The following is a 22,527-nucleotide window of genomic DNA, read 5'->3' as shown; positions in this document are numbered from 1 at the left end:
CTCCGTAAGGCAGTACCACAGACGGAGTGCGCCCAGTCGGGGGACACACGCGTGCCGGGCCGACGTATCCTCGGCCCGGCACGCCCGAGGACGGACGGAAGGGGACGGGAACGGTGGCGGACAGACGCAGGACCGGCACGGCCACGGACGGCGGTTCACCGCCTCCCCCCGGGGATACGGCGCCGCCGGCCCCGCTCGGCGCGCAGGCGCGTGAGGCCGTGCTCCAGCGCATCGTCGACCGCCGGTACGCGCAGGGCGCGCGGCTCGTCGAACGGGAGGTCGCCGAGGAGCTCGGCATGTCCCGCGTGCCGGTGCGCGAGGCGCTGCGCGCGCTGGTCGCCGAGGGGCTCCTGGAGCTGCTCCCGCACAGCGGCGTCCGGGTGCGGCGGCTCGAACGGGCCGATGTGGAGCACCTGTACGAGGTGTGGGAGCCGCTCGCGGTGCAGGCCTCGCGGCTGGCCGCGCGGTCCGTGGCGTCGGGCAGGACCGAGGGGCTCGCCGCGCTCCGGTCCACCCTCGATCAGGCCGAGTCGGCGGCCGCCGACACCGAGGGGACCCGCGAGGTGGCCGCCCACACCGCGTTCCACGAGGCCGTCGTCGCCCTCGCGGGCAACCCGCTGCTGCGCCGCACCATGGAGCAGCTCAGCTGGCAGCTGCGGCTGGTGTTCGGACTGCGCGAGGAACCCGCCCACATGCGGGCCCAGCACGCCGAGATGTACCGGCACATCGCCGCGGGAGACCCGGAGGCCGCGGCGGCCGGCACGCTGCTGCACGTGCGCGACAGCAGGGCCGTCGCCCTGCGTTCCCTCTTCGGCGACGCCTGACGCTATTTGTATACCAAGAGCCCTGGCAAAGCACTCTCTCGCGAGAGAAATCCCTGATCGATGACGCGTGAATCAGGGATTCCGGATCACCCCTTGTCCGCCGTCTCGGCGTTGGTATACAAAACGGGGAGTCATCGGCCCACTCCCGAGGAGCTCCCATGCCCGACGAAGCCATGTCCCCGTCCTCCTCCGCTTCCGCCGGCGCGCTCTCCCGCCGCACGATGCTGGCCGGGGCCGCCGCCCTGGCGGGCACGACCGCGACCGCCGCCGCGGCCGCCGGCACCGCCCAGGCCGCCGACGCCGGCACCGGCCGCACCGCGACCGCGGCGGCAGGGGGCGCGGGGCACCGCGCCCGGACCGTGGTCTTCCGGAACGTCCGGGTGCTCGGCGCGGCGAAGGCCACCGACCTGGTGGTCGTCGACGGGCGGGTCTCCGACGGTCCCGCGCCCCGGGGCGCGAAGGTCGTCGACGGCGGCGGTCGGATCGCGCTGCCGTCCCTGGTCGACGCCCACATCCACCCCGACAAGACGACCTGGGGCGGCTCCTGGGTGTCGCGGCGCCCGGCGAGCACCATCGCCGACTATGTCGCGCAGGACGTCCAGCTGTTCAACGCCCAGCGTCGCCCGGTCGCGGAACGCGCGTACGGCCTGATGTCCCACGCGGTCGCCCGCGGCACCCGGGCGATGCGCGCGCACGCCGACGTGGCACCCGCCTACGGCCTTGCCGGGGTCGAAGGGGTCGCGGAGGCCCGCGAGCGGTTGCGGCACGCCCTGGACGTGCAGATCGTGGCCTTCCCGCAGCACGGCGTCATCCGCACCCCCGGCACGGCGGCGCTCCTGGAGAAGGCGGCGCGCGCGGGCCTCGTCGACATGATCGGCGGGATCGACCCGATCGGCTTCGACCAGGCCCTGGACGAGCAGCTCGACACCGTCTTCGGGATCGCGGACCGGCACGGCGTCGGCGTCGACATCCATCTGCACGACCGCGGCGAGAAGGGCCTCAAGGCCATGCGCGGCATCATCGACCGCACCCGAGCCCTGTCCCTCGCCGGCAAGGTCACCGTCAGCCACGTCTTCTGCCTTCCGGGCCTGACGGACCGTGAACTCGGCTCTATCGCCGCCGACCTGGGCGAGCAGGACATCGCGCTCACCACGGTCGCGCCGTCCGACTCGCTGGTCCTGCCGATCGCCCGGCTGCGCGAGCACGGCGTGCGGGTCGGGCTCGGCTCCGACGGAGTCCGCGACTCCTGGAGCCCGTTCGGGGACGCCGACATGATGCACCGCGCGCACATCCTCGGCTGGGTGACGGACATCCGCCTCGACGAGGAACTGACGGACTGCTATGGGGTCGCCACCCATGGCGGCGCGGACGTCATGGGTCTCGCACACGCCGACTTCCGTCCCGGCGCCCCGGCCGACTTCGTACTCGTGCGCGGCGAGTGCCTGCCCCAGGTCGTGGTCGACATGCCCCGCCGGGACCTGGTGGTGCACGGCGGCGTCGTCGTGGCCCGCGACGGGGAGTTCCTCGACTGACACCCCCTGATAGGGGCGCCGGGGGGTGGGGGTTGCGTAGGCTCGAAGCGAGCGTTCCGCGCACCCGCACCGCGGTCCCCATGACGAGGAGGATCCCCATGACCACCGCCGAAGAAGGACGGCATCAGCTGGACGCGGTCAGCGTGCTCAACGCGAAGCGGACCCTCCTCCAGCTGCTCGCCCGGGCGGGGGTCTGGTCCGGCGACGCCGAGGAACTCATCGGGTTCGTCGAGGCGGGCGCCCTCGCGCTCGCGTACGAGGAGGTCTCCGGGACCTCGTGGCGCGCGCCCGAAGAGCGGGGTGAGGCGTACGGCTCCGGCTGGGCCGACGGCACCCGGGCCGTGACCGGCGCGCTCGGCGACATCGCCGAGCGCGCCCTGCGCAGTGCCGTGGCCGCGGACCCGACGGCCGACTCCCCGGACGAGCGGCCTCCGGTGGGGCGGACGGAGCTGGCTCGCACCAAGGTGGCGGTGACCCCGCTGTACCTGTCGTTCACGGACGAGTCCGACCTCGACCCCGAGGTCACCGACCAGGTGCTCAGGGCCGTGCTCGGCACGATGAGTTCCCGGCAGCGCGCCCGGTACGCGGGACGTCTGACCGACTTCGCGGACACGCACCGCGCGCACCTGGAGCGGCTGTACGCGGAGTACGGTCCCGGCAGCGCGATCGCCATCCACGGGCGCTATTCGCTCGTCCACTCCCCCACCAGCGTCGCCGTCCTGGAGCGTCTCGCGACGGCCGCCGCGGCCCTGCACGAGGAGTGGGACGCGGCCGAGCTGCCGCCCGCGTGGCTGGACGGGCTGACGACGGCCTGGGGCGCGTCGCCGGCCTGACGGCCGGTCGGACAGTCGTGCGGGTGGCCCACCCCTGGTGATTCACCCCGGACAGGGGATAGGTTAGGCTCACCTAACAACGCCTCGCGATGGTCGCTGCCCGGCCCTCCCCTGCCCGGGGAGCCCCGTGGCGGCGGCTCAGCACACCCTGCCCGGAGACAAGGACCCACCATGCCTGCAGTGTTCACCCCCCTTCGCCGTCGCGTCCTCGCGGCGGGCGCCGCCGCGGTCTCGCTCGGCCTCATGGTGACCGGGTGCGGTTCGGACGAGAAGAAGGACGACGCCGCGGGCCCGTCGGCCAAGGCTCCGGCGGGCGCCTTCCCCGTCACCATCAAGAGCGCTCTCGGTGACGCGGTCATCAAGGAGAAGCCCAAGCGCGTGGTGACCCTCGGTCAGGGCTCGGCCGAGACCGCCATCGCCCTCGGCAACGTCCCGGTGGGCATCGAGGAGTACCCCTGGGGCAGCGACAAGTCCGGCTACCTCCCCTGGATCCACGAGGCCGTGACGAAGTCCGGCGGCACGCTGCCCAAGCAGTTCAAGGGCGGCGAGGAGCTCGACATCGAGGCCATCACCGAGCTCGAGCCCGACGTCATCCTGGCCCCCTGGTCCGGTCTGACGCAGAAGCAGTACGACATCCTGAAGGACATCGCGCCCACCGTCGCCTACCCCGAGAAGGCGTGGAGCACGAACTGGGACCAGCAGATCGAGATCATCTCCAAGGCGCTCGGCCAGCCGGAGAAGGCCAAGGAGCTGGAGGCGAAGATCGACAAGCAGCTCGCGGACGCCGCCGCCTCCCGCCCCAACTACAAGAACGTCACGTTCTCGTACATCTACAACACCGGCCCCGGCAGCCTCGGCATCTTCAAGCCCGAGGAGCAGCGCGTCGCCATGGTCTCCAAGCTGGGCCTCAAGGTCGACCCGATCGTGAACACCTTCCCGGAGACCGAGGGCACCGACTCCGCCCTGATCGGCCTGGAGAACGCCAACAAGCTGTCGAAGAGCGACATCGCCTTCACCTTCTACATGGACGAGAAGTCCCGCAAGGCCGTCGAGGGCCAGCCGCTGTACGCGGCCATCCCCGCCGTGAAGAAGGGCGCGCTGGTCTACAGCCACGACACCCCCTTCGTCACCGCCTCCTCGATGATCAACCCGCTGACGGTGCCGTACAGCATCGAGCGCTACCTGCCGATGATCGACAAGGCCGTCGCCAAGGCCGGGAAGTAACAGCGGCCCCAGCGTGACCACTCTCTCCGAGACCGGCCAGGGCCCCGCCGTCGTACGGCGGGGCCCTGGCCGGCATGTCATGGCCACCGTCCTGTGCCTCGTGCTGCTCGCCCTCGCCCTGCTCGCCAGCGTGATGTTCGGCAGCAAGCCGACCTCCGCGGGCGACGTGCTGCGGGTCCTCACCGGCGGCGGCGACGAGTACACCCGCACCGTCATCGAGAGCCGCTACCCGCGCACCGCGCTCGGGGTGCTCACGGGTCTCTGCCTCGCCGTCGGCGGCACCCTGATGCAGGGCATCACGCGCAATCCGCTCGCGGAGCCGGGACTGCTCGGCATCAACGCGGGCGCGTCCGCCAGCATCGTCGCCGCCACGGCCTTCCTCGGCGCCTCCGGGCAGCGGGAGACCATCTGGTGGGCGCTCGTCGGCGCGCTCGCGACCGGTGTCGTCGTCCACCTCATCGGCACGGCCGGCGCGGGCAACAGCCCGGTCCGCCTGGTCCTCGCCGGCGCGGTGCTCTCCGCCATCCTCGCCGCGTTCATCCAGGCCGTGGCCCTGTCCAAGCCCCAGGTCTTCGACACCTACCGCTACTGGGTCGTCGGAGCGCTCGGCGGCCGCGGGTTCGACGCGGTGTGGGCGGTCCTGCCGTTCGCCGGGGCGGGCCTCGTCCTCGCGGCGCTCCTCGCGCCCGGCCTGAACGCCATGGCGATGGGAGACGACAAGGCCGCCTCCCTCGGCATCAGCCCCGCGCGCGTGAAGGGCGCCGGGCTGCTCGCCGCGACCCTGCTGGCCGGCGCGGCCACGGCGGCGGTGGGCCCCATCGCCTTCGTCGGACTCGCCGTCCCGCACCTGGTCCGGGCCCTGGTCGGCGCCGACTTCCGGCTGCAGATCCTCTTCGCCTCCCTCGCGGGGCCCACCCTGCTGCTGTTCGCGGACGTCATCGGACGGGTCCTGCTGCGGCCGCAGGAGCTCATGGTCGGTGTCGTCACCGCGTTCGTGGGAGCCCCCGCCCTGCTCTTCGCCGTCCGCCGCATGAGGGGAGCGGCATGAAGACCGCCGACCCGACCGACACCACCACCCCCGCCGACACCGGGACGGACGCACGGACCGTGGAGCGGTCGCGCCGCCCCGCCCGGCCCCCGCGCCGGAGCATCGTACGGATCGGCCCCTGGGTCGCCGTGCCCGTGCGCCGCTCCTCCCTGACCGCCGCCGCGGTCACGCTGGTCCTGCTCGTGGGCGCCGCCGCGGCGACCCTGTCGATGGGCCGGCTCGGCATCCACCTCGCCGATCTGCCCGCCGCCCTGATGGGCGAGGCCACCGGAAAGAACGCCTTCGTGCTGAACCGGCTGCGCGGGCCCCGGCTCGTGGTGGCCATCGCCACCGGAGCGGCCTTCGGGCTCTCCGGGGCCCTGTTCCAGTCGGTCACCCGTAATCCGCTGGGCAGCCCCGACGTGATCGGGCTCGGCGCCGGCGCGGGGGCGGGCGCGGCGGCCGCCGCCCTGTTCCTGCCCGACGTCATGCCGGTCGCCGTCGGCTCGCTGCTCGGCGCCCTGCTCGCCATGGCCGTCGTCTACTTCGCCACCGGGACCGGCTTCCGCAGCCCGGGGCGTCTGGTGGTGGCCGGCATCGGCGTCGCCGCGATGGCGACGGCGCTGACCCAGTACGTGGTGTACGCCGTCGAGCGGGACAAGGCCAGCGCTCTCACCGCGTACATCAACGGCAGCCTCTCCGCCCGCTCCTGGGAGGACGCGACGACGATCTGGATCGTCCTGCTGGTGTGCGTGCCCTTGGCGGCCCTGCTGGCCCGGCCGCTGAGCATCGGCGAGATGGGCGACGACACCGCGACCGGCCTCGGCGCCCGCCCGGCGCGGACGGCGACCGCCGCGGTCGCCCTGTCGATCGTCCTGTCGGCCGGCGCCGTCGCCGTCGCGGGACCGATCGCGTTCATCTCCCTGACGGCGCCGCAGATCGCCAAGCGCGTCACCCGCAGCGGCGGCCCCCACCTCGTCATGTCCACCCTGCTCGGCGCGCTCCTCCTGGTCCTCGCCGACCTCACCGCACAGCAGCTGCCGCTCTTCGACGACCTTCCGGTCGGCCTCTACACGATGGCCGTCGGCGGCGCGTACCTCGGCTATCTGCTGATCCGGGAGTGGCACCGCCCCGCCTGACCCCTCACGAGGCGGGCCCGAGCCCCTCGCCGACGCGCAGGTTCCAGCGGCCCGCGCGTCCGGTGAGGTGGACGGCGCTCAAGGGGCGGACGTCCAAGCGCCAGGACATGCCGTCGGGCGCCCCGAGCGCGTGCAGCACGGCGGCGCGCACGACGTCCGGTTCGGCGACGGCCGTGACGGGGCCCGAGACGGCCCCGAGCCCGTCGAGCCAGGCCCCCACCCGGCCGCGCAGCTCCCGCAGGGACTCCCCGCCGTGCGGGGCCGCCGACGGGTCGGAGAGCCAGGCGGCGACGGCCTGTTCCTCGCTCGCCGCGACCTCGGCGAGCGTCCTCCCCCGCCAGCGCCCCATGTCACAGGCGGCCAGTTCCGGAAGCGGCTCGGCCCGGACACCCAGCGCCCGCGCGGTGCCGCGGCAGCGCTCCGACGGCGAGGTGTACGCGCGCGGGGCCGGGGCCACCGAGGAGGCGACGGCCTCGGCGCGGGCGACTCCCGCCGGGTCCAGCGGCCCGTCGTCGTCGAAGCGCACCTCGCGCATCGCCTCGCTCGTCGCCGGGGAGATCAGCGTCAGCCGGACGGTCATGGGTCTCCTTGGAACTCGACTGGAACTCGCCTGGAACTCACCAGGGGGCGTACGGAGAGTGATCCAGGCCTCACACTCTTGGCGGCGTACTCCGTACGCGGTACGGTCAGGCGACATCTGAACAGCGTGACGACGGCGAGACGGAAGTCCGGTGAGAGCCCGGCACGGTCGCGCCACTGTATGCCGCGGGCCACCTGAGGTGGCGACGCGGGGAGTCAGACCCGTGGACCGTCGTCCTGCACCACCGTTTGGGACGCGAGTTCCCGCAGGAGGTTTCATCATGGCCGAGGCTGTCGTCTCCGCTGCCGTTTCCGCCCCTTCCGTGGCCGTTCCGGCTCCGCTGCCCGTCAAGGCGGTCCTTCCCTGGGCCTTCTTCGTGGGCCTTCTCGCCCTGATCGCGCTGTACTTCGTCGGTGCCGAGCAGGGTGCCACCTCGCTCTTCGCGGGCTCCGACGTCCACGAGTGGGTGCACGACGGGCGCCACCTGCTCGGCTTCCCCTGCCACTGAGGGACGCTCCGCACATGCACGCCTCAACTGTGAGGTCCCTGCTGGTCCGTGGCATGCTCGCGGGCCTGATCGCCGGGCTCTTCGCCTTCACCGTGGCCTATGTGGTGGGTGAGCCTTCCGTGAACGGCGCGATCGCCGTCGAGGAGGCCCAGGCCGCCCAGGAAGCCCCTGCCGCTCACGGGTCGCACGCCGGTCACGGCGCCGCGGCCGGGGAAGCGGTCGGGGAATCCGCCGAGGAGGAGGAAGCGGTCAGCCGCGACGTCCAGTCGACCTTCGGTCTGGCCACTGGCGTCCTGGTGTACGGAGTGGCGCTGGGCGGCATCGCCGCGCTCGCCTTCTCCTTCGCCCTGGGCCGCGTCGGCGGGTTCAGCCCCCGGGCGACGGCGGCCCTGGTCGCGGCCGCCGCGTTCACCACCGTCTATCTGGTGCCGTTCCTCAAGTACCCGGCGACCCCGCCGGCCGTCGGGAACCCGGACACCATCGGGAAGCGCACGACGCTGTTCTTCCTGATGATCCTGCTCAGCGTGCTCCTCGGCCTCGCCGCGGTCATCGCCGGGCGGCGGCTCGCGCCGCGTCTGGGCAACTGGAACGCCACCCTGGCCGCCGGTGCCGGCTTCATCGCCGTCACCGCCGTCGCCTTCGCCGTGCTCCCGGCCAACGACGACGCGGTCAAGGCGAGCTTCCCGGCCGCGCTCCTCTGGGAGTTCAGGCTGGCCTCGCTCGCCGTCCAGCTGGTCATGTGGGCCGTGTTCGGGATCGTCTTCGGCGTCCTCGCGCAGAAGGTCCTCGCCCCCCGGACGGCCGCCGACGCTCCCGGCACGCTCGGCGCGCCGGTCGCCGGCTGACCGGACACCGACCCGGAGACTCCGCCCCGCGCGCCACCGGCGCGCGGGGCGGAGCCATGTCCGGCACCGGCGCGGGGCGGAGTCACGTCCGCACCCGGGCCCGCCGGCGCACAACCGCGCTTCCTCCCTGGGACTTTGACACCCCCGGCAACCCGACTCCGTATACTGAGCGCGCACATGCCATCACGTTCCGCATACGGAGGGTCCCGTGGAATCCGGCGGACATCCGGCCTGGCACGAGCGGGCCAAGAAGGCGGTCGGAGCCGGCCGTACGGACACCGCCCTCGTCGCCGAGGCCGAACACCTGGCCCGCACCGGACAGCTCACGCCCCGGGACCTGCGCCTGCTCCTCCTCGCCACCGACGACGACCCGGCATGGCTGACGGCCCGCCGCCTCGCGGTCGACGCGCTCCAGGACACCCCGGACGTCCCCCAGCAGGTCCTCACCGCCCACACCCGGATCGAGGTGTGGCCGCCGCCCTCGTACGAGGAGACCACCGGCCACCTGCCCGGCGGACAGGCCCTGCACACCGCGTCCGCACGCCTCGGCCCGGCCGACAGCCCGGTGATCGGACCACCCCGCAGCGCCCGCTCGTCGCAACGCGCCCGCCAGGCCGCCGCCCACGCCCTCCTGCGCCACCTCGCCGGCGTCGACGAGCCGGACGAGACCGGATCGCCGGTCCCCCGGCTGAAGCTGCCCGGCATGGGCACCGAAGTCTTCGAATGCCTCCTCGACGCCCGCGTGGGGTCGGGCGACCCGGGCCACGACCTCGTCGCCGAGGTCACCCGCCGGGCCGGCACCGCCCGCCTGCGCCACCGGGACCTCCAGGTCCTGCTGTTCGACGCCCACGGGCCCGCGTGGCGGGACCTGCGCCTGCTCGCGCTCGACCACGCGGCCCACATGCAGTCGGCCGCGGCGACCCTGCTCCGCTGGCAGGCCGACGCCCGGGGCGCGGCCCTCCAGCACACGGTCACCCCGTCCGCCGATGGATCCAGGTGCGCCTGGAGCTGGCAAGACCCTTTCGATCCGGCCCCCGTCCAGGGACCCGAGCGCACCTCCCGGGACCGCCGCCGAGCCGTCCACCAGGCCGCCGTCGCGCTCCTCGCTCTGCTGGCCGGACTCCCGGAACCCGCGCGGGAGACGGAGCCGTCCGTCACCGCCGACGAGACCTCGGGCGCACCGCGCACGGCACGGATCCAGCCGGTCCCGGACGGACAGGACCCGGTGAAGTACCTGAACAAGTACACCCAGTTGGACATCATCACCAAGCCCGTCCCCGCCTTCACCACCGCCCCGAGATCCGTCGCCTGCACCTACGCCTGCACCCTCGTCCGCACCGGCGAGCAGGTCCTGGGCACCGGCCGCGCCAAACAGCGCGCGGACGCCCGGCGCGCGGCCGCCTCCGCCCTCATGGCCGAACTGGTCGTCCGCGACGCCGAGTCCACGCCCGCCGCACATCCGTCACTCCCGGGCCCACGGAAAGCTTCCACGCCGTCCCCGACCCCGTCCCCGGCTCCAGCCCCCGCCCCAGCTCCGGCAGCTCGCCCCATGGCGGGGCTCTCGGCCGCCGACGCCATCGGCGAGGCCCTCGCCGCAGGCTGTGCCGTCTCCTTCCTGCCGGGGGACGGCGAGCCCGGCGGGCTGCTGCTCCACCGGGCGGACGGGGCGCCGATGCCGGACCCCGGTCTGCCCAAGCCCCTGTCGCTCGCGCGCTGTTCGGTGCTGCTGCCGACGGCTCCCGGGCCGGTCCCGGTGGTCGGGTGGCGGATTCCGTCGGCCGCCGCCGTCCCCGTACTCCTGCGGGGTGACCGGAGCGCGGGGTGGCATCCGACGGCGGCGGAGTGGGAACAGGCGGCGCGCCTCGCGGTCGAGGCGGTCGCCGAGGGGCTCGTCCGGCCGGCGCTCACGGTGGACGGCGCCGACCAGTGGCGGCTCGCACCGCTCCCGGACGCGACCGCGCGAGCGGTCGAGGGGCTGATCCGGCGCATGTCCCCGCACGCGCACGCCGTGCTCGGCGGCGGGCGGCCCCTGGCCGCGCCGGACGCCGTACCGGCGTTCCTCGACGCCGTGGCCGACGGGCTGGTGAGGACGCCGGCGGCGGTGCTGTTCGGGACGGGGCCGTTCCTGGCGGCGGCCGGAAGTCGGCTTCCGGGCTCGGAGGAGGACGCGCGGCGATGGCTCGACGCCGTCGACGACCTCTGGGACGCCGGGCCGGTGCCCCGGCTCGTACTCGACATCGCGGCTCCCTCCGAGGAGGAGGCGACGGCGGGCCGGCTGACCGGCCGTCTGCTGCTCGACCGAGGCGACGGTACGGAGGGGGCGGGGCGCGAAGTCCCCGTGTCCCGGCTGTGGTCGGGTGACGTCGCCCTCCCGGGTGTCGAGCCGTACCAGCTCCGCGAGCGGGTGCGGCGGCGCCTGGAGCGGCTGGCCCGCCGGTGCGCGGCGCTCGCCGGGCTGCCGCACTCGCCGGAGGAGCTGGTGGTGGACGCGGCCGGGATCGTACGGCTCCTGGGGGACGAGGAGGAGCTCGCGGGCGAGGGTCTGGCGGTGCGGTGGCCGGGCGGGCTCCGGGACAGGCTGTCGGCGCACACCGTGGTGGGCGGCGGGCAGGCGGCGCGGCGGCCGGCAGGCGGTGGGGGCGTACCCCGGTTCAGCCTTCAGGCCTTGCTGGACTTCCGTTGGCAGGTGGCGCTCGGCGGGGATGTGCTGACCGAGGCGGAGATGGACGAACTCGCCGAGGCCGCGAGGCCGTTGGTGCGGGTGCGGGGGCAGTGGGTGCTGCTCGACCCGGTGACGGCCGGGCGAGTGCGGCGGCGCGAGCTGGGTCGGCTCGCGGGGGTGGACGCGCTCACCGCGGCCCTCACCGGCGCGGTGAGCGTCGACGGGGTGACGGTGCCGTGCCGGGCGGGCGGGGAGCTCACGGGGGTCGTCGAGGTGCTGCGGCAGGGCGAGCACGCGGCGCCGGTGACCGCGCCCGCCGGGCTGGACGCCGTGCTGCGGGCGTACCAGCAGCGGGCGCTGGCCTGGCTGGGGCATACGAGCGGGCTCGGGTTCGGGGCGGTGCTCGCGGACGACATGGGGCTCGGCAAGACGCTCACGGCGATCGCGTACACGCTGCACCGGAGGGAGCGGGGGGACCGGGGGCCGGTCCTCGTGGTGTGTCCGTCGTCGTTGGTGACGAACTGGGAGCGGGAGTTCGGCCGGTTCGCGCCGAAGGTGGACGTGACCGTGTACCGCGGCACGCGGCGGAGTCTGGAGGGTGTGGGGGACGAGACGGTCGTCCTCACCACGTACGGGGTGCTGCGGCGCGATCCGGCCCTCGCGGCCCGCACGTGGGATCTGGTGATCGCGGACGAGGCGCAGCACGCCAAGAACGCCTCCTCGTCCACGGCACGCGGGCTGGGCGCGCTGGTCTCCTCGGCGCGGCTGGCGCTCTCGGGTACTCCGGTGGAGAACAACCTCTCCGAGTTGTGGACGCTGCTGGACTGGGTCAATCCGGGTCTGTTCGGGTCGCTGAAGGCCTTCCGTTCCCGTTACGCGGCGGCGGCCGAGCGCGAGCCCGACGGTCCGGCGGCGCGGGCTCTGGCCCGGCTGGTCGCGCCGTTCGTCCTGCGCCGCCGCAAGACCGACCCGCACGTCGCCCCCGAGCTGCCCGCGAAGGTGGAGTCGCGGCGGATCGTCGAGCTGACCGCCGAACAGGTCGCCCTGTACGAGGCGGTGGTCCGCGAGACGATGGAGCAGCTGTCGGACGCGCCGGCCCTGGCCCGGTCCGGTCTGGTGTTCAAGCTGATCACCGCCCTGAAGCAGATCACCAACCATCCCGCGCACTACTGGGGTGAGGAGCATCCGGGCGCGGAGCGCGTGCGGGAGTTCACCGCGCGGTCGGCGAAGCTGGAGGCGCTGGACGAGCTGGTGGAGACGATCACCGGGCGGGGTGAGGCGGCGCTCGTGTTCACGGGGTACGTGGCGATGGGCCGGCTCCTCGAAGAGCATCTGAGGCACCTCGGGCATCGGCCGTCGTTCCTGCACGGCGGGTTGAGCCCGCGCCGGAGGCAGGAGCTCGTGGACGACTTCCAGGCGGGCCGGTCGCCGCTGTTCCTGCTGTCGGTGAAGGCGGGCGGCACCGGTCTCAACCTGACCAGGGCGGGCCATGTCGTCCACTTCGACCGCAGCTGGAACGCGGCCGTCGAGGACCAGGCCTCCGACCGCGCGCACCGGATCGGTCAGCGGCGGACCGTCACCGTCCACCGTCTCATCACCCGCGGCACCATCGAGGACCGGATCGACCAGCTCCTCACCCATAAGCGGACCCTTCAGGACACCGTCCTCGCCTCGGGGGACGCGGGCCTCGCCCGCCTCACCGACCGCGAACTGGCGGACCTCGTCGGCCTGGGAGGCCTCCGATGAACGACGCCCGTGCCGGCACCCACTCCTCGCCCCTCCCGTCCGTCCTGGGCGCCGTCGGCGAGCCGCCCCCGGCGCCGCTGCCCGCCGCGGACGTGCTGTGCGTGCTCGTCGCCGACGCGGCGGCGCGCGCGGCGGCACTGCTCGGTCAGGCCCGGGGCGAGGAGCGCCCGGTGGCGCGGCCGGACGCCGACACGGTCACCATCGACATCGCCCGCTTCGCGGCCTCCCACGGGGACGCGTATCTGGAGGCCGCGGGGGCGCGGCTCGGGCTGACCGTTCCGCGGATGCGGCAGCTGGCCGCCGCGTACCGCTTCGGAGGGGCGGCGGGCGTCGTCACCCATCTCGCGCCGCAGCCGGCGGACCCCGAGGTCCTGGCGGCCGCCGAGCACGCCGTGCAGCCGTCGCGGCCGGCGCCCACGGCCCCCGTGGAGCGTCATCACAACCACCTGACCGACGCACCCGCGCGCGTGCAGCTGCGTTACGGCCCCGACCACCGCTGGCATCCGTACGTCGAGCACTACGGCGACTGGCGGCCGGCCGCCGCCCCGCGTACCGAGCCCGCAGAGGCCTACAAGGCGGCCCGCGCGGCACTCCTTTCTGGGAGCGCTCTCAAGCGGTGAGGGCTGCGGATATCCTGGTACGTGCGGGACCGCGGGTCCCTGGCGACAGCCGGGGTGACGGCGGTCCGCCGCCCGCCCACCAGCCGACGCAGTCGAGGAGCGCCCGCCGTGACCGAACAGACCACGGGTTCCCGCCCCACGCTGGAGGCCGTCGCCGCGCACGCGGGCGTGTCCCGCGCCACGGCCTCCCGGGTCGTCAACGGAGGTGCGGGCGTGCGCACTCCGCTGGTCGAGAAGGTGCGCAGGGCGGTCGAGGAGCTGGGCTACGTGCCCAACCACGCGGCGCGCACCCTGGTGACCCGGCGCAACGGCGCCGTGGCGGTGATCATCGCGGAGCCCGAGTTCCGGATCTTCTCCGATCCGTTCTTCGAGCAGCAGGTCCGCGGCATCAGCCGGGAGCTGACCGCGCACGACGCCCAGTTGGTGCTGCTGTGGGTGGAGGGCCCCCAGGACCACGACCGGATCTCCCGCTACCTCGGCGGCGGACACGTCGACGGCGCGCTGGCGTTCTCGCTGCACAGCGACGACGCGTTGCCGTCCGTCATCGACCGGGCCCGCGTCCCGGTGGTGTTCGGCGGGCGGCCCGCCCCGGGCACCGCGCCGACCGTCCCCTTCGTCGACTGCGACAACCGGGGCGGCGCCCGTGAGGCGGTGCGGCATCTGGTCGGGCTCGGCCGCCGGACCATCGCCCACATCTCGGGTCCGCCCGACCAGACGTCCGCGGTCGACCGCCTCCACGGTTACCGTGACGTCCTCATCGACGCCGATCCGGCCCTGCTGTGCCGGGGCGACTTCACCGAGGAGAGCGGGGCCCGTGCGATGGCGGAACTGCTCGACCGCAGGCCGGACGTCGACGGGGTCTTCGTCGCCAACGACCTCATGGCGTCGGGCGCCCTGCGCACGCTGCGGGAGCGGGGCAGGCGCGTCCCCGAGGACGTGGCCGTCGTCGGCTTCGACGACATGGACTCGGTGGTCCGCAGGACCGAGCCGGCCCTGACCACGGTCCACCAGGACATCGAGGGCATGGGCCGGCTGATGGTGAAGCTGCTGATGCGGCTGCTCGACGGGACCGGTTCCGAAGTGCCCGACTCGGTCATCACGCCGACGTCGCTGGTCCGCCGCGCCTCGGCCTGACCGGGCGCCGGAGACGGCGAAGGCGGCGGGCCCGGGGGGACATCCCGGGCCCGCCGCGTCTCTCGGGACGACGCCGGGGTCAGTCGTACGGGATGACGACCACGGAGCGGTCGGTGCCCGTCTGGACGCGGGAGTCGGCATTGCCGATGGCGCTCCAGAGTTCCAGGCGGACGGTGCCGCCGCGCAGGTCGCCGAGGGTGCCGGTGGCGGTCTTGAGGCCGCGGGACTGGGCGTACTCCTCCCAGCCGGTGACGGGGTCGGTGGCGAAGTAGTGGTAGGTCTCCGTTCGGTCGAAGGTGCCGTCGCCGGTGAGGTCGTAGCTGATCCGGGCCTGCTGGCCGAGGCCGACGGCGGTGCCGGCGTCCAGCTGGAGGCGGAAGGCGGTGGCGGCGCCGGGCCTGAGGGTGCCGTTGACGTTCTTGATCTCGTAGACGAGCGGCCGGTAGGGGGTGCCGTCGTGGTTGGTGCCGCCGGCCGAGGGGAGGGTGTCGCTGCCGGCGGTGGCGCCGGTGGCGGGGGTGAGGGTGCCGCCGGTGCGGAGCTGGAAGGTGTTGCCGGTGGACGGCTCGGGGTCGGGGCCGGGGTCGGTGCCGCCGGTTCCGCTGCCCATGGCGGTCGAACGGGCGGGGACGGTCAGGGACTTGCCGTCGGAGAAGGTGACCGTGCGGGCGGTGGTGCCGTGGTTGTGGGCGACGTAGGTGCGGGTGGTGCCCTTCAGGAAGACGGCGGAGGTGGGCAGGGAGCCGGTGACGGTGGCGTCGGGGGCGCCGAGGGTGTCGAGGGCGGTGAGCCAGTGGTAGGTGTGGGCCTTGGACTCGCCGGCCTCGGGGGTGTATCCGGCGTTTCCGGCGTCCCACTTGGCCTTGGCGGCGGCGGGGTCGGCGAAGGACTGGAGCTCCCAGAGGATGTCGCGCCATTCGACGGCGGGGCCGCCGTTCTCGCGTTCCATCTCGGCGATGTTGCGCCGGACGGCGTTCTGGTGTGCGCCGAGGTGGAGTGAACCGCCGGTCACGGGGAGGACGTTGATGCCGTGGATCTCCTCGGGGTTGGCGGTCCACCAGGTGGCGTAGGCGGCGCCGCTGCCCCAGACCATGCCGGCGGTGTCGTGCTGGAAGGAGGCGGGGAAGACCTGCTGGTCGGCGTCGAACCAGTACTGGGCGATGGCCTCGCCCTCGGTGGTGAGGAGGTAGGTGCCGAGGTCGCGCAGGTTCGTGTCACCGGTGGCGGAGCCCCAGAGGACGAGGGCGGCGCTGAGGTTGGTGGACTCGGAGGAGGACTCCTGGTTGTTGCCGGCCGCGAAGCCCTGGTGGCCGCTGGCCCAGCTGTGCCCGGCGTAGACGTCGAAGCCGCGCAGGAAGGGGAAGGCGCCGTCGGTGCGGCTGGGGTTGGCGGTGTCGCGGACCAGGGTCTTCACCATGGCGCCCCAGGCGGAGTCGGCGGCCCAGGCGGGGTCGTACTGGGCGACGATCGCGGCGGCGTACACGTAGTAGCCGTAGTGGAAGTGGTGGTCGTTGAGTTCGGTGTCGCTGCCGTAGGAGGCGGGGTAGCCGGTGAGGGTCTTCCACACCTGGTCGTACGAGAACTCGTTGGCGCCGCCGGCCGTGAACCAGTCCTGGAGGCGGCCCTTCAGGAGGCCGAGGAGCTTGTCGCGGATCGCGCCCTCGCCGATCTGGTCGGCGAGCGGGACGAGCTGGGCGAGCTTGCCGAGCGCCTTGCCCGTCCAGTAGGTGTCGACGGCTCCGGAGAAGGGGTCGGAGGAGTTCGCGACCTCGTTGAGATAGCCGCGCAGGCGCGCGGTGTCGGCGCCGGTGCCGCCGGGGAGGGCGGGGAGGGTGGCGGCGGCGCGCTGGGAGGTGGTGAAGGAGGTGGACGCGCGGACCTTCATGGTGCCGCGGGGCGAGACGTAGGTGTACGGGGTGAGCGGGTCGGTGGTGTGCAGCCACTGGTGGCGGTAGAGGGCCTGGAGGGTGCCGCGCTCGGTGCCTTCCTTGGCCTCGGTGGTGAGGCTGTAGGTGGCTCGTACGGTTCCGGCGTCGTAGCTCCAGTTCACAGTGGATCCGGTGACGAAGCTGTACGCGTACGTGCGGTAGGTCGCGAGGGCGTCGGTGGAGGGCAGGACGGCGACGGAGAAGTAGTCCTTGCCGCCGAGGCCCGCGGTGACGGTGGTGCCGGAGACGTTCCAGTCGGTGCCGGTGGGCGCGAAGAGGGCGTAGTGGTGGCCCGCGACGGTGATGCCGAGGACATTGCCCTGGTCGGCGAAGACGGCGGGCGTCTCGGCGGTGGTGATGCGGGCGTCGCCACCGGTGCCCTTGGCGTACACGAAGGGGAGGCCGTGGCCGATGGTGGTGCGCAGGGTGCGGGCGCCGTCGGACCAGTAGGGGGTGACGGTCCAGTCGGACCAGGCGTCGGCCTTGGTGTCGGGTGAGTTCAGGCCGGTGAGGCCGAGGGTGAGGTCGCGTTTGTGCGCGTACTCGTACTGGCGGCCGTCGCCGACGATCGCGGGGCTCGTCGGGTAGCCGATCTCCAGGCCGCCGGCGACGGCCTGGTAGGTGAGCGGGTGGCCGTACATGGGGGTGGAGTACGGGTTGTCGCCGTAGCGCTGGAAGGCGAGGGAGGACCACCAGTCGTTGGTGGGGACGGGCTTGCCCTGGGCGGCGGCGGTGACCTTGGGGGTGACCGGTGCGCCGGTGTTGGTGGTGGGGCCGGAGGTTCCGGCGGGGCGGGTGTCGGAGTAGCTTCCGGCACCGGTGGGGACGGTGGCGGCGGCCGCGGGGGCGGCGGCGGGGCCGAGTCCCAGGGCGGCGAGGGCGGAGACCAGGACCAGCGCTGCGGCCGGCCGTGTGCGGGGGGCTGGCATGAACGGCACCTCATGTCGTCGCGGAGTCGCGGTGAGCGAGTGTCAGAGAGCGCTCTCAATTGGCCGGAAACGTAAAACCCTCGAAACGAGTGTGTCAAGAGCTTGAACACAGAGGGGTGTTGAGGCCGAGTCTCGTCCGTTACGCCTTCGAGCCTTGACGGATGAGCCGCTTCGCGGGCACGCTCCCTCCGCAGGATTGAGAGCGCTCTCAAACGCTCTCGCTCGTTCCGGAGCCAAGGAGGCTTCCCATGCCCATCGCCCGAGCCGCCAGAAGAACCGTCGTCCGCCTGGGGGCGCTCGCGCTCACCGGGGCGCTCCTCGCCGCCTGCGGAGGTTCGGGCGACGACACGTCCGCGGACGGGGCGGGCGGCGAGGTCACGATCACCGTGGACCTGTTCGGCTCCTTCGGATACAAAGAGGCCGGCCTCTACGCCGAGTACGAGAAGCTCCACCCCGGCGTCACCATCAAGCAGACGGACACCGAGGACGAGGCCGACTACTGGAAGTCGCTCCAGACCCGCCTCGCCGGCGGCGGCGGGCTCGCCGACGTCCAGGGCATCGAGGTCGGCCGCATCGCCTCCGTCACCCAGCAGCAGGCCGACCGCTTCACCGACCTCCGCACGTACGGCGCCGACGGGCTCAAGGACCAGTTCGCCCCCGCCAAGTGGGCGGCCGCCACCGGCAAGGGCGGCGAGGTCCTCGGCCTCGGCACCGACGTCGGCCCCGAGGCGATGTGCTACCGCACCGACCTGTTCAAGCAGGCCGGACTCCCCACCGACCGCGAGGAGCTGGCCAAGCGCTGGGCCACCTGGGACGGCTACCTGGAGCTCGGCAAGCAGTACAAGGCGAAGGCGACCGGCAGGAGCGCCTGGCTCGACAGCGTCGGCAGCCTCTACTCGATCATGATCGGCCAGGAGAAGGAGCGGTACTACGACGCCTCCGGCAAGCTGATCTGGGAGGACAACCCCGCGCTCCGCACCGCCTGGGACCACTCCGTCGCCGCCGCCCAGGGCGGCCTCAGCGCCAAGCTCGACCAGTGGTCCCCCGCCTGGAACCAGGCCTTCGCCGCCGGCTCCTTCGCCACCATCCCCTGCCCCGCCTGGATGCTGGGCTACATCAAGGGCCAGGCCGGCGAGGCGAACAAGGGCAAGTGGGACGTCGCCGCGCTCCCGGGCGGCGCCGGCAACTGGGGCGGCTCCTACCTGGCCGTACCCAAGGCGGCCGCGCACAAGAAGGAGGCGTACGAGCTGATCAAGTGGCTCACCGCCCCCGAGCAGCAGACCCGCCTCTTCGAGAAGCAGGGCAACTTCCCCTCCGCCACCGGCGCCATCGCGAAGGTCGCCGACGCGAAGGACCCGTTCTTCTCCGACGCCCCGATCGGCAGGATCTTCGGCGACGCGGCGAAGGCGGCGCCCGTCCAGGTCCTCGGCGTCCACGACCAGAACATCGCCCAGCAGATCACCAACGCGCTGAGCGAGGTCGAGCGCAAGGGCACCTCGCCGGAGAAGGCCTGGTCGAACGCGAAGAAGGGCGTCGCGAACACCATCGGCTGACGCCCGGCCCGGTCGGCCGAACCGCACCCTCGGCCGACCGCGCCCCGGCCCCGCCCGAACCGCTCCCACCCCGACCTCTCACCGAAGGGCCGCACCGTGACCCTCACCGCATCCCAGGCGCCGGCACCGCCCGGCGGCCGGGTCGCCCCGCTCCGGCGGCCGGGATCCGCCCGACGGGCCTGGCGGACGTTCTCGCCGTACGCCTATCTGGCCCCGTTCTTCACGCTGTTCGCGGCGTTCGGCCTCTTCCCGCTGATCTACACGGCGTACGTGTCGCTGTACCGGGTGGAGCTCCAGACGCCCGGCGACATGGAGTGGCGGGGCCTCGGGAACTACACCGCGCTGCTCGGCGACGAGTACTTCTGGCTCGCGCTGCGCAACACCTTCACCATCGGCGTGCTGTCGACCGTGCCGCAGCTGCTCATGGCGATCGGTCTCGCGCACCTGCTCAACTACCGGCTCCGCGGCCGCGCTTTCCTGCGGACGGCGATCCTGCTGCCGTACGCGACCTCGGTCGCCGCCGCCACCCTGGTCTTCGCCCAGCTCTTCGGGAGCGACTTCGGGCTGATCAACTACGTCCTCGGCGTGGTCGGCGTCGATCCCGTCGACTGGCAGAACGACACCTTCGCCTCGCAGGTCGCCGTGTCGAGCATCGTCATCTGGCGGTGGACCGGCTACAACGCGCTGATCTATCTGGCGGGGATGCAGTCGATCCCGCACGAGCTGTACGAGGCCGCCGCGATGGACGGGGCCTCGCGGTGGCGGCAGTTCTTCCACGTCACCCTGCCCGGTCTGCGGCCCACGATCGTCTTCACCGTCGTCGTCTCCACGATCGGCGCTACCCAGCTGTTCGGGGAGCCGCTGCTGCTCGAAGGCCAGATCTCGGGCGGCATCTCGCACCAGTACCAGACGCTCGGGCTCTACATGTACGAGCAGGGCTGGGGCTTCTTCCACCTGGGCCGGGCGGCGGCCATCGCCTGGGTGATGTTCCTGCTCATCGTGGTACTCGTCGGGGTCAACGCCCTGATCGCGCGCCGCCGTTCCCGCAAGGAGGCCGGCCGATGACCGCGCCGCACCGAAGGTCACGCGCCGGACGGACCCTGCACGCGGGCCCGATCGCGTACGCCGTCCTGATCGTGGCCGTGCTCGTGTCCGCGTTCCCGTTCTACTGGACGATCGTCGCGGCCAGCCGGTCCAACGCGGATCTGGCCCGGGTGCCGCCGTCCCTGCTGCCGGGGCCGAACCTGATGAGGAACTTCGAGGCGGTCGTCGAAGAGGCGGACATCGGCAAGGCGTTGCTGAACTCGCTGCTCGTCTCGGGCTCGATCACCCTCGGCACCGTGCTGTGCTGCACGCTCGCCGGTTTCGCCTTCGCCAAGCTGCGCTTCCGGGGCCGGGGCGCGCTGCTCGCGGTCACGGTGGGCACGATGATGATCCCGCCGCAGCTGGGGGTGATCCCGCTGTTCATGCTGATCGCCGAGCTGGGGTGGGTGAACCAGCTCCAGGCGGTGATCCTGCCGGGTCTGGTGTCCGCGTTCGGGGTGTTCTTCATGCGGCAGTACCTGGTGCAGTCGCTGCCCGACGAGCTGATCGAGGCGGCCCGCGTCGACGGCGCTTCGACGGCCCGGATCTTCTGGTCGATCGTGGTGCCGATCGCGCGGCCCGGCATGGCGGTGCTCGGCCTGCTGACCTTCATGGCGGCGTGGAACGACTTCTTCTGGCCGGTCGTCGCCCTCACCTCCTCCGAGCCCACCGTCCAGGTCGCGCTGCGCCAGCTCGGCGGCGGCTACGTCCACGACCAGTCCGTGATCATGGCGGGCACGCTGCTCGGCACGCTGCCGGTGCTGCTCGTCTTCGGCCTCCTCGGCCGCCAGATCGTCGGCGGCATCATGCAGGGCGCGGTCAAGGGCTGACCCCGCCGCTCGCCCCCGCCCCTCCCCTCACACGTCTCACTCCAAGGGAGTTCCCGTCCCATGACCGCGCTCGACCTCTCCGCCGGCACGTCAGCCGACGTCTCCGCCGGCATCGACACCGACGCCCGGACCGTCCTCCGTTTCCCCGAGGGTTTCCGCTGGGGCACCGCGACCGCCGCCTACCAGATCGAGGGCGCGGCCGCCGAGGACGGCCGCACGCCGTCGATCTGGGACACCTTCAGCCGCACGCCGGGCAAGGTGCGCAACGGCGACACCGGTGACATCGCCGCCGACCACTACCACCGCGTCGACGAGGACATCGCGCTGATGCGGCGGCTCGGGGTGACCGACTACCGCTTCTCGATCGCCTGGCCCCGGGTGCAGCCGACCGGGCGGGGGCCCGCCGTGCGCAAGGGCCTGGACTTCTACCGGCGGCTCGCCGACTCGCTCCTGGAGGCCGGCATCCGTCCGGTGGCGACGCTCTACCACTGGGACCTGCCGCAGGAGTTGGAGGACGCGGGCGGTTGGCCGCGGCGGGAGACCGCGTACCGCTTCGCCGAGTACGCGGGGATCATGGCGGAGGCGCTGGGCGACCGGGTGGCGACCTGGACGACGCTGAACGAGCCGTGGTGCGCCGCGTTCCTCGGGTACGGCAACGGGGTGCACGCCCCCGGCCGGACCAGCGACCTCGCCGCGCTGCGGGCCGCGCACCACCTCAACCTGGCCCACGGGCTCGCGGCGCGCGTGCTGCGCGGGGCCCTGCCGGGCTCGTCCGAGGTGTCCCTGACGCTCAACCTGCATGCGGTACGCGCCCGTTCGCAGGCTCCGGAGGACGTGGACGCGGCCCGGCGGATCGACGCGGTGGGCAACCGGATCTTCCTCGACCCGGTCTTCCACGGCCGGCTCCCCGAGGACCTGGTGCGGGACACGGCTTCCGTGACGGACTGGTCGTTCGTCCAGGATTCCGACCTGAGCACGGTGGCCGCGCCGCTCGACTCCCTGGGCATCAACTACTACTCCCCCGCCGTCGTGGCCGCCGGTTCCTCCGAGTCGCCCTCGCCGTGGGCGGGTGCCGAGCGGCACGTCCGCTTCGAGCCGGCGCCGGGGCCGCGCACCGCGATGGACTGGCCGGTGGACGCGGACGGGCTGCACGAGCTGCTCGTCAGGCTGCGGGACGAACTGCCCGGCGTACCGCTGGTGATCACGGAGAACGGTGCGGCGTACGACGACTACGCCGATCCGTCGGGGCAGGTGAAGGACCCCGAGCGGGTGTCCTACCTGCACGCGCACCTGACGGCGGTGCACCGGGCGCTCGCGGACGGGGCGGACGTGCGGGGCTACTTCCTGTGGTCGCTCCTGGACAACTTCGAGTGGGCGTACGGCTACAGCAAGCGGTTCGGCATCGTCCACGTCGACTTCGCCACCCAGCGCCGGACGCTCAAGGACAGTGCCCTCTGGTACGCGGACGTCATCGCCCGGGGCGGGCTCGCCGGGGCGTGAGCCCGTGGGGCGTGCGGAGGGGGCGCCGCG

General features: G+C 73.2%; 17 protein-coding genes. 15 read left to right on the top strand and 2 right to left on the bottom strand.

The window, feature by feature from the left end:
* Positions 1-113: 113 nt before the first annotated feature.
* The 6 genes from ACZ7G1_RS14455 (at position 114) to ACZ7G1_RS14430 (ending at position 6,579) form a co-directional block, all read left to right on the top strand.
* On the top strand, positions 114-824 hold the full coding sequence (locus tag ACZ7G1_RS14455) for a GntR family transcriptional regulator (protein WP_470879667.1): 711 nt from the start codon (positions 114-116) through the stop codon (positions 822-824).
* 173 nt (positions 825-997) lie between these two features.
* Positions 998-2,356, top strand: a complete 1,359-nt coding sequence (locus ACZ7G1_RS14450) for an amidohydrolase family protein (RefSeq protein WP_470879813.1) — start codon at positions 998-1,000, stop codon at positions 2,354-2,356.
* Positions 2,357-2,454: 98 nt separating this feature from the next.
* A complete protein-coding gene (locus ACZ7G1_RS14445) occupies positions 2,455-3,189 on the top strand; it encodes a hypothetical protein (protein WP_471204123.1) in 735 nt (244 codons plus the stop codon).
* A 171-nt stretch (positions 3,190-3,360) separates the two neighbouring features.
* Entirely contained in the window at positions 3,361-4,413 is a 1,053-nt protein-coding gene (locus ACZ7G1_RS14440) for an iron-siderophore ABC transporter substrate-binding protein (RefSeq protein ID WP_470871044.1), read from the top strand.
* A 79-nt stretch (positions 4,414-4,492) separates the two neighbouring features.
* Positions 4,493-5,461 carry a FecCD family ABC transporter permease gene (locus ACZ7G1_RS14435; protein ID WP_470871973.1) on the top strand — a complete coding sequence of 323 codons (969 nt, stop codon included), beginning with the start codon at positions 4,493-4,495 and terminating at the stop codon, positions 5,459-5,461.
* Entirely contained in the window at positions 5,458-6,579 is a 1,122-nt protein-coding gene (locus ACZ7G1_RS14430; protein ID WP_470871045.1) for a FecCD family ABC transporter permease, read from the top strand. Before ACZ7G1_RS14435 ends, ACZ7G1_RS14430 begins: the two co-directional genes overlap by 4 nt.
* 4 nt (positions 6,580-6,583) lie before the next feature.
* Here ACZ7G1_RS14430 and ACZ7G1_RS14425 read toward each other — a convergent pair whose 3' ends face one another.
* A complete protein-coding gene (locus ACZ7G1_RS14425) occupies positions 6,584-7,159 on the bottom strand; it encodes a histidine phosphatase family protein (RefSeq protein ID WP_470871046.1) in 576 nt (191 codons plus the stop codon).
* Between the two features lie 280 nt (positions 7,160-7,439).
* Here ACZ7G1_RS14425 and ACZ7G1_RS14420 point away from each other — a divergent pair, with 280 nt between their 5' ends.
* The 5 genes from ACZ7G1_RS14420 (at position 7,440) to ACZ7G1_RS14400 (ending at position 14,674) form a co-directional block, all read left to right on the top strand.
* Positions 7,440-7,667 carry a CbtB domain-containing protein gene (locus tag ACZ7G1_RS14420; protein WP_470871047.1) on the top strand — a complete coding sequence of 76 codons (228 nt, stop codon included), beginning with the start codon at positions 7,440-7,442 and terminating at the stop codon, positions 7,665-7,667.
* Between the two features lie 14 nt (positions 7,668-7,681).
* Positions 7,682-8,512, top strand: coding sequence for a CbtA family protein (locus tag ACZ7G1_RS14415; RefSeq protein WP_470871048.1), 831 nt, complete (start codon positions 7,682-7,684; stop codon positions 8,510-8,512).
* A gap of 208 nt (positions 8,513-8,720) precedes the next feature.
* Positions 8,721-12,920 carry a DEAD/DEAH box helicase gene (locus ACZ7G1_RS14410; protein WP_470871049.1) on the top strand — a complete coding sequence of 1,400 codons (4,200 nt, stop codon included), beginning with the start codon at positions 8,721-8,723 and terminating at the stop codon, positions 12,918-12,920.
* Positions 12,917-13,540: a hypothetical protein gene (locus ACZ7G1_RS14405; protein ID WP_470871050.1), complete on the top strand. Its 624-nt coding sequence runs from the start codon at positions 12,917-12,919 to the stop codon at positions 13,538-13,540. The genes ACZ7G1_RS14410 and ACZ7G1_RS14405 overlap by 4 nt, the downstream gene beginning before the upstream one ends.
* Before the next feature lie 108 nt (positions 13,541-13,648).
* Positions 13,649-14,674 (top strand): LacI family DNA-binding transcriptional regulator, encoded by a 1,026-nt coding sequence (locus ACZ7G1_RS14400; protein WP_470871051.1) that lies wholly within the window; start codon positions 13,649-13,651, stop codon positions 14,672-14,674.
* Between the two features lie 79 nt (positions 14,675-14,753).
* Here the strand turns inward: ACZ7G1_RS14400 and ACZ7G1_RS14395 are convergent, their stop codons facing one another.
* On the bottom strand, positions 14,754-17,531 hold the full coding sequence (locus ACZ7G1_RS14395; protein ID WP_470871053.1) for a glycosyl hydrolase: 2,778 nt from the start codon (positions 17,529-17,531) through the stop codon (positions 14,754-14,756).
* A gap of 248 nt (positions 17,532-17,779) precedes the next feature.
* Here ACZ7G1_RS14395 and ACZ7G1_RS14390 point away from each other — a divergent pair, with 248 nt between their 5' ends.
* The 4 genes from ACZ7G1_RS14390 (at position 17,780) to ACZ7G1_RS14375 (ending at position 22,497) form a co-directional block, all read left to right on the top strand.
* Positions 17,780-19,084, top strand: coding sequence for an ABC transporter substrate-binding protein (locus tag ACZ7G1_RS14390; protein ID WP_470871054.1), 1,305 nt, complete (start codon positions 17,780-17,782; stop codon positions 19,082-19,084).
* A 96-nt stretch (positions 19,085-19,180) separates the two neighbouring features.
* The gene (locus tag ACZ7G1_RS14385; protein ID WP_470871055.1) at positions 19,181-20,149 is read left to right on the top strand and encodes a carbohydrate ABC transporter permease; all 969 of its coding nucleotides are present in this window, start codon (positions 19,181-19,183) and stop codon (positions 20,147-20,149) included.
* Positions 20,146-20,997 carry a carbohydrate ABC transporter permease gene (locus ACZ7G1_RS14380; RefSeq protein ID WP_470871056.1) on the top strand — a complete coding sequence of 284 codons (852 nt, stop codon included), beginning with the start codon at positions 20,146-20,148 and terminating at the stop codon, positions 20,995-20,997. Before ACZ7G1_RS14385 ends, ACZ7G1_RS14380 begins: the two co-directional genes overlap by 4 nt.
* 60 nt (positions 20,998-21,057) lie before the next feature.
* Positions 21,058-22,497, top strand: a complete 1,440-nt coding sequence (locus ACZ7G1_RS14375) for a GH1 family beta-glucosidase (protein WP_470871057.1) — start codon at positions 21,058-21,060, stop codon at positions 22,495-22,497.
* Positions 22,498-22,527 lie beyond the last annotated feature (30 nt).

This window comes from Streptomyces sp. NPDC037273, assembly GCF_055603625.1.
Note: the sequence above shows the minus strand (reverse complement) of the source record. Positions and strands in the feature narration are given on the sequence as shown.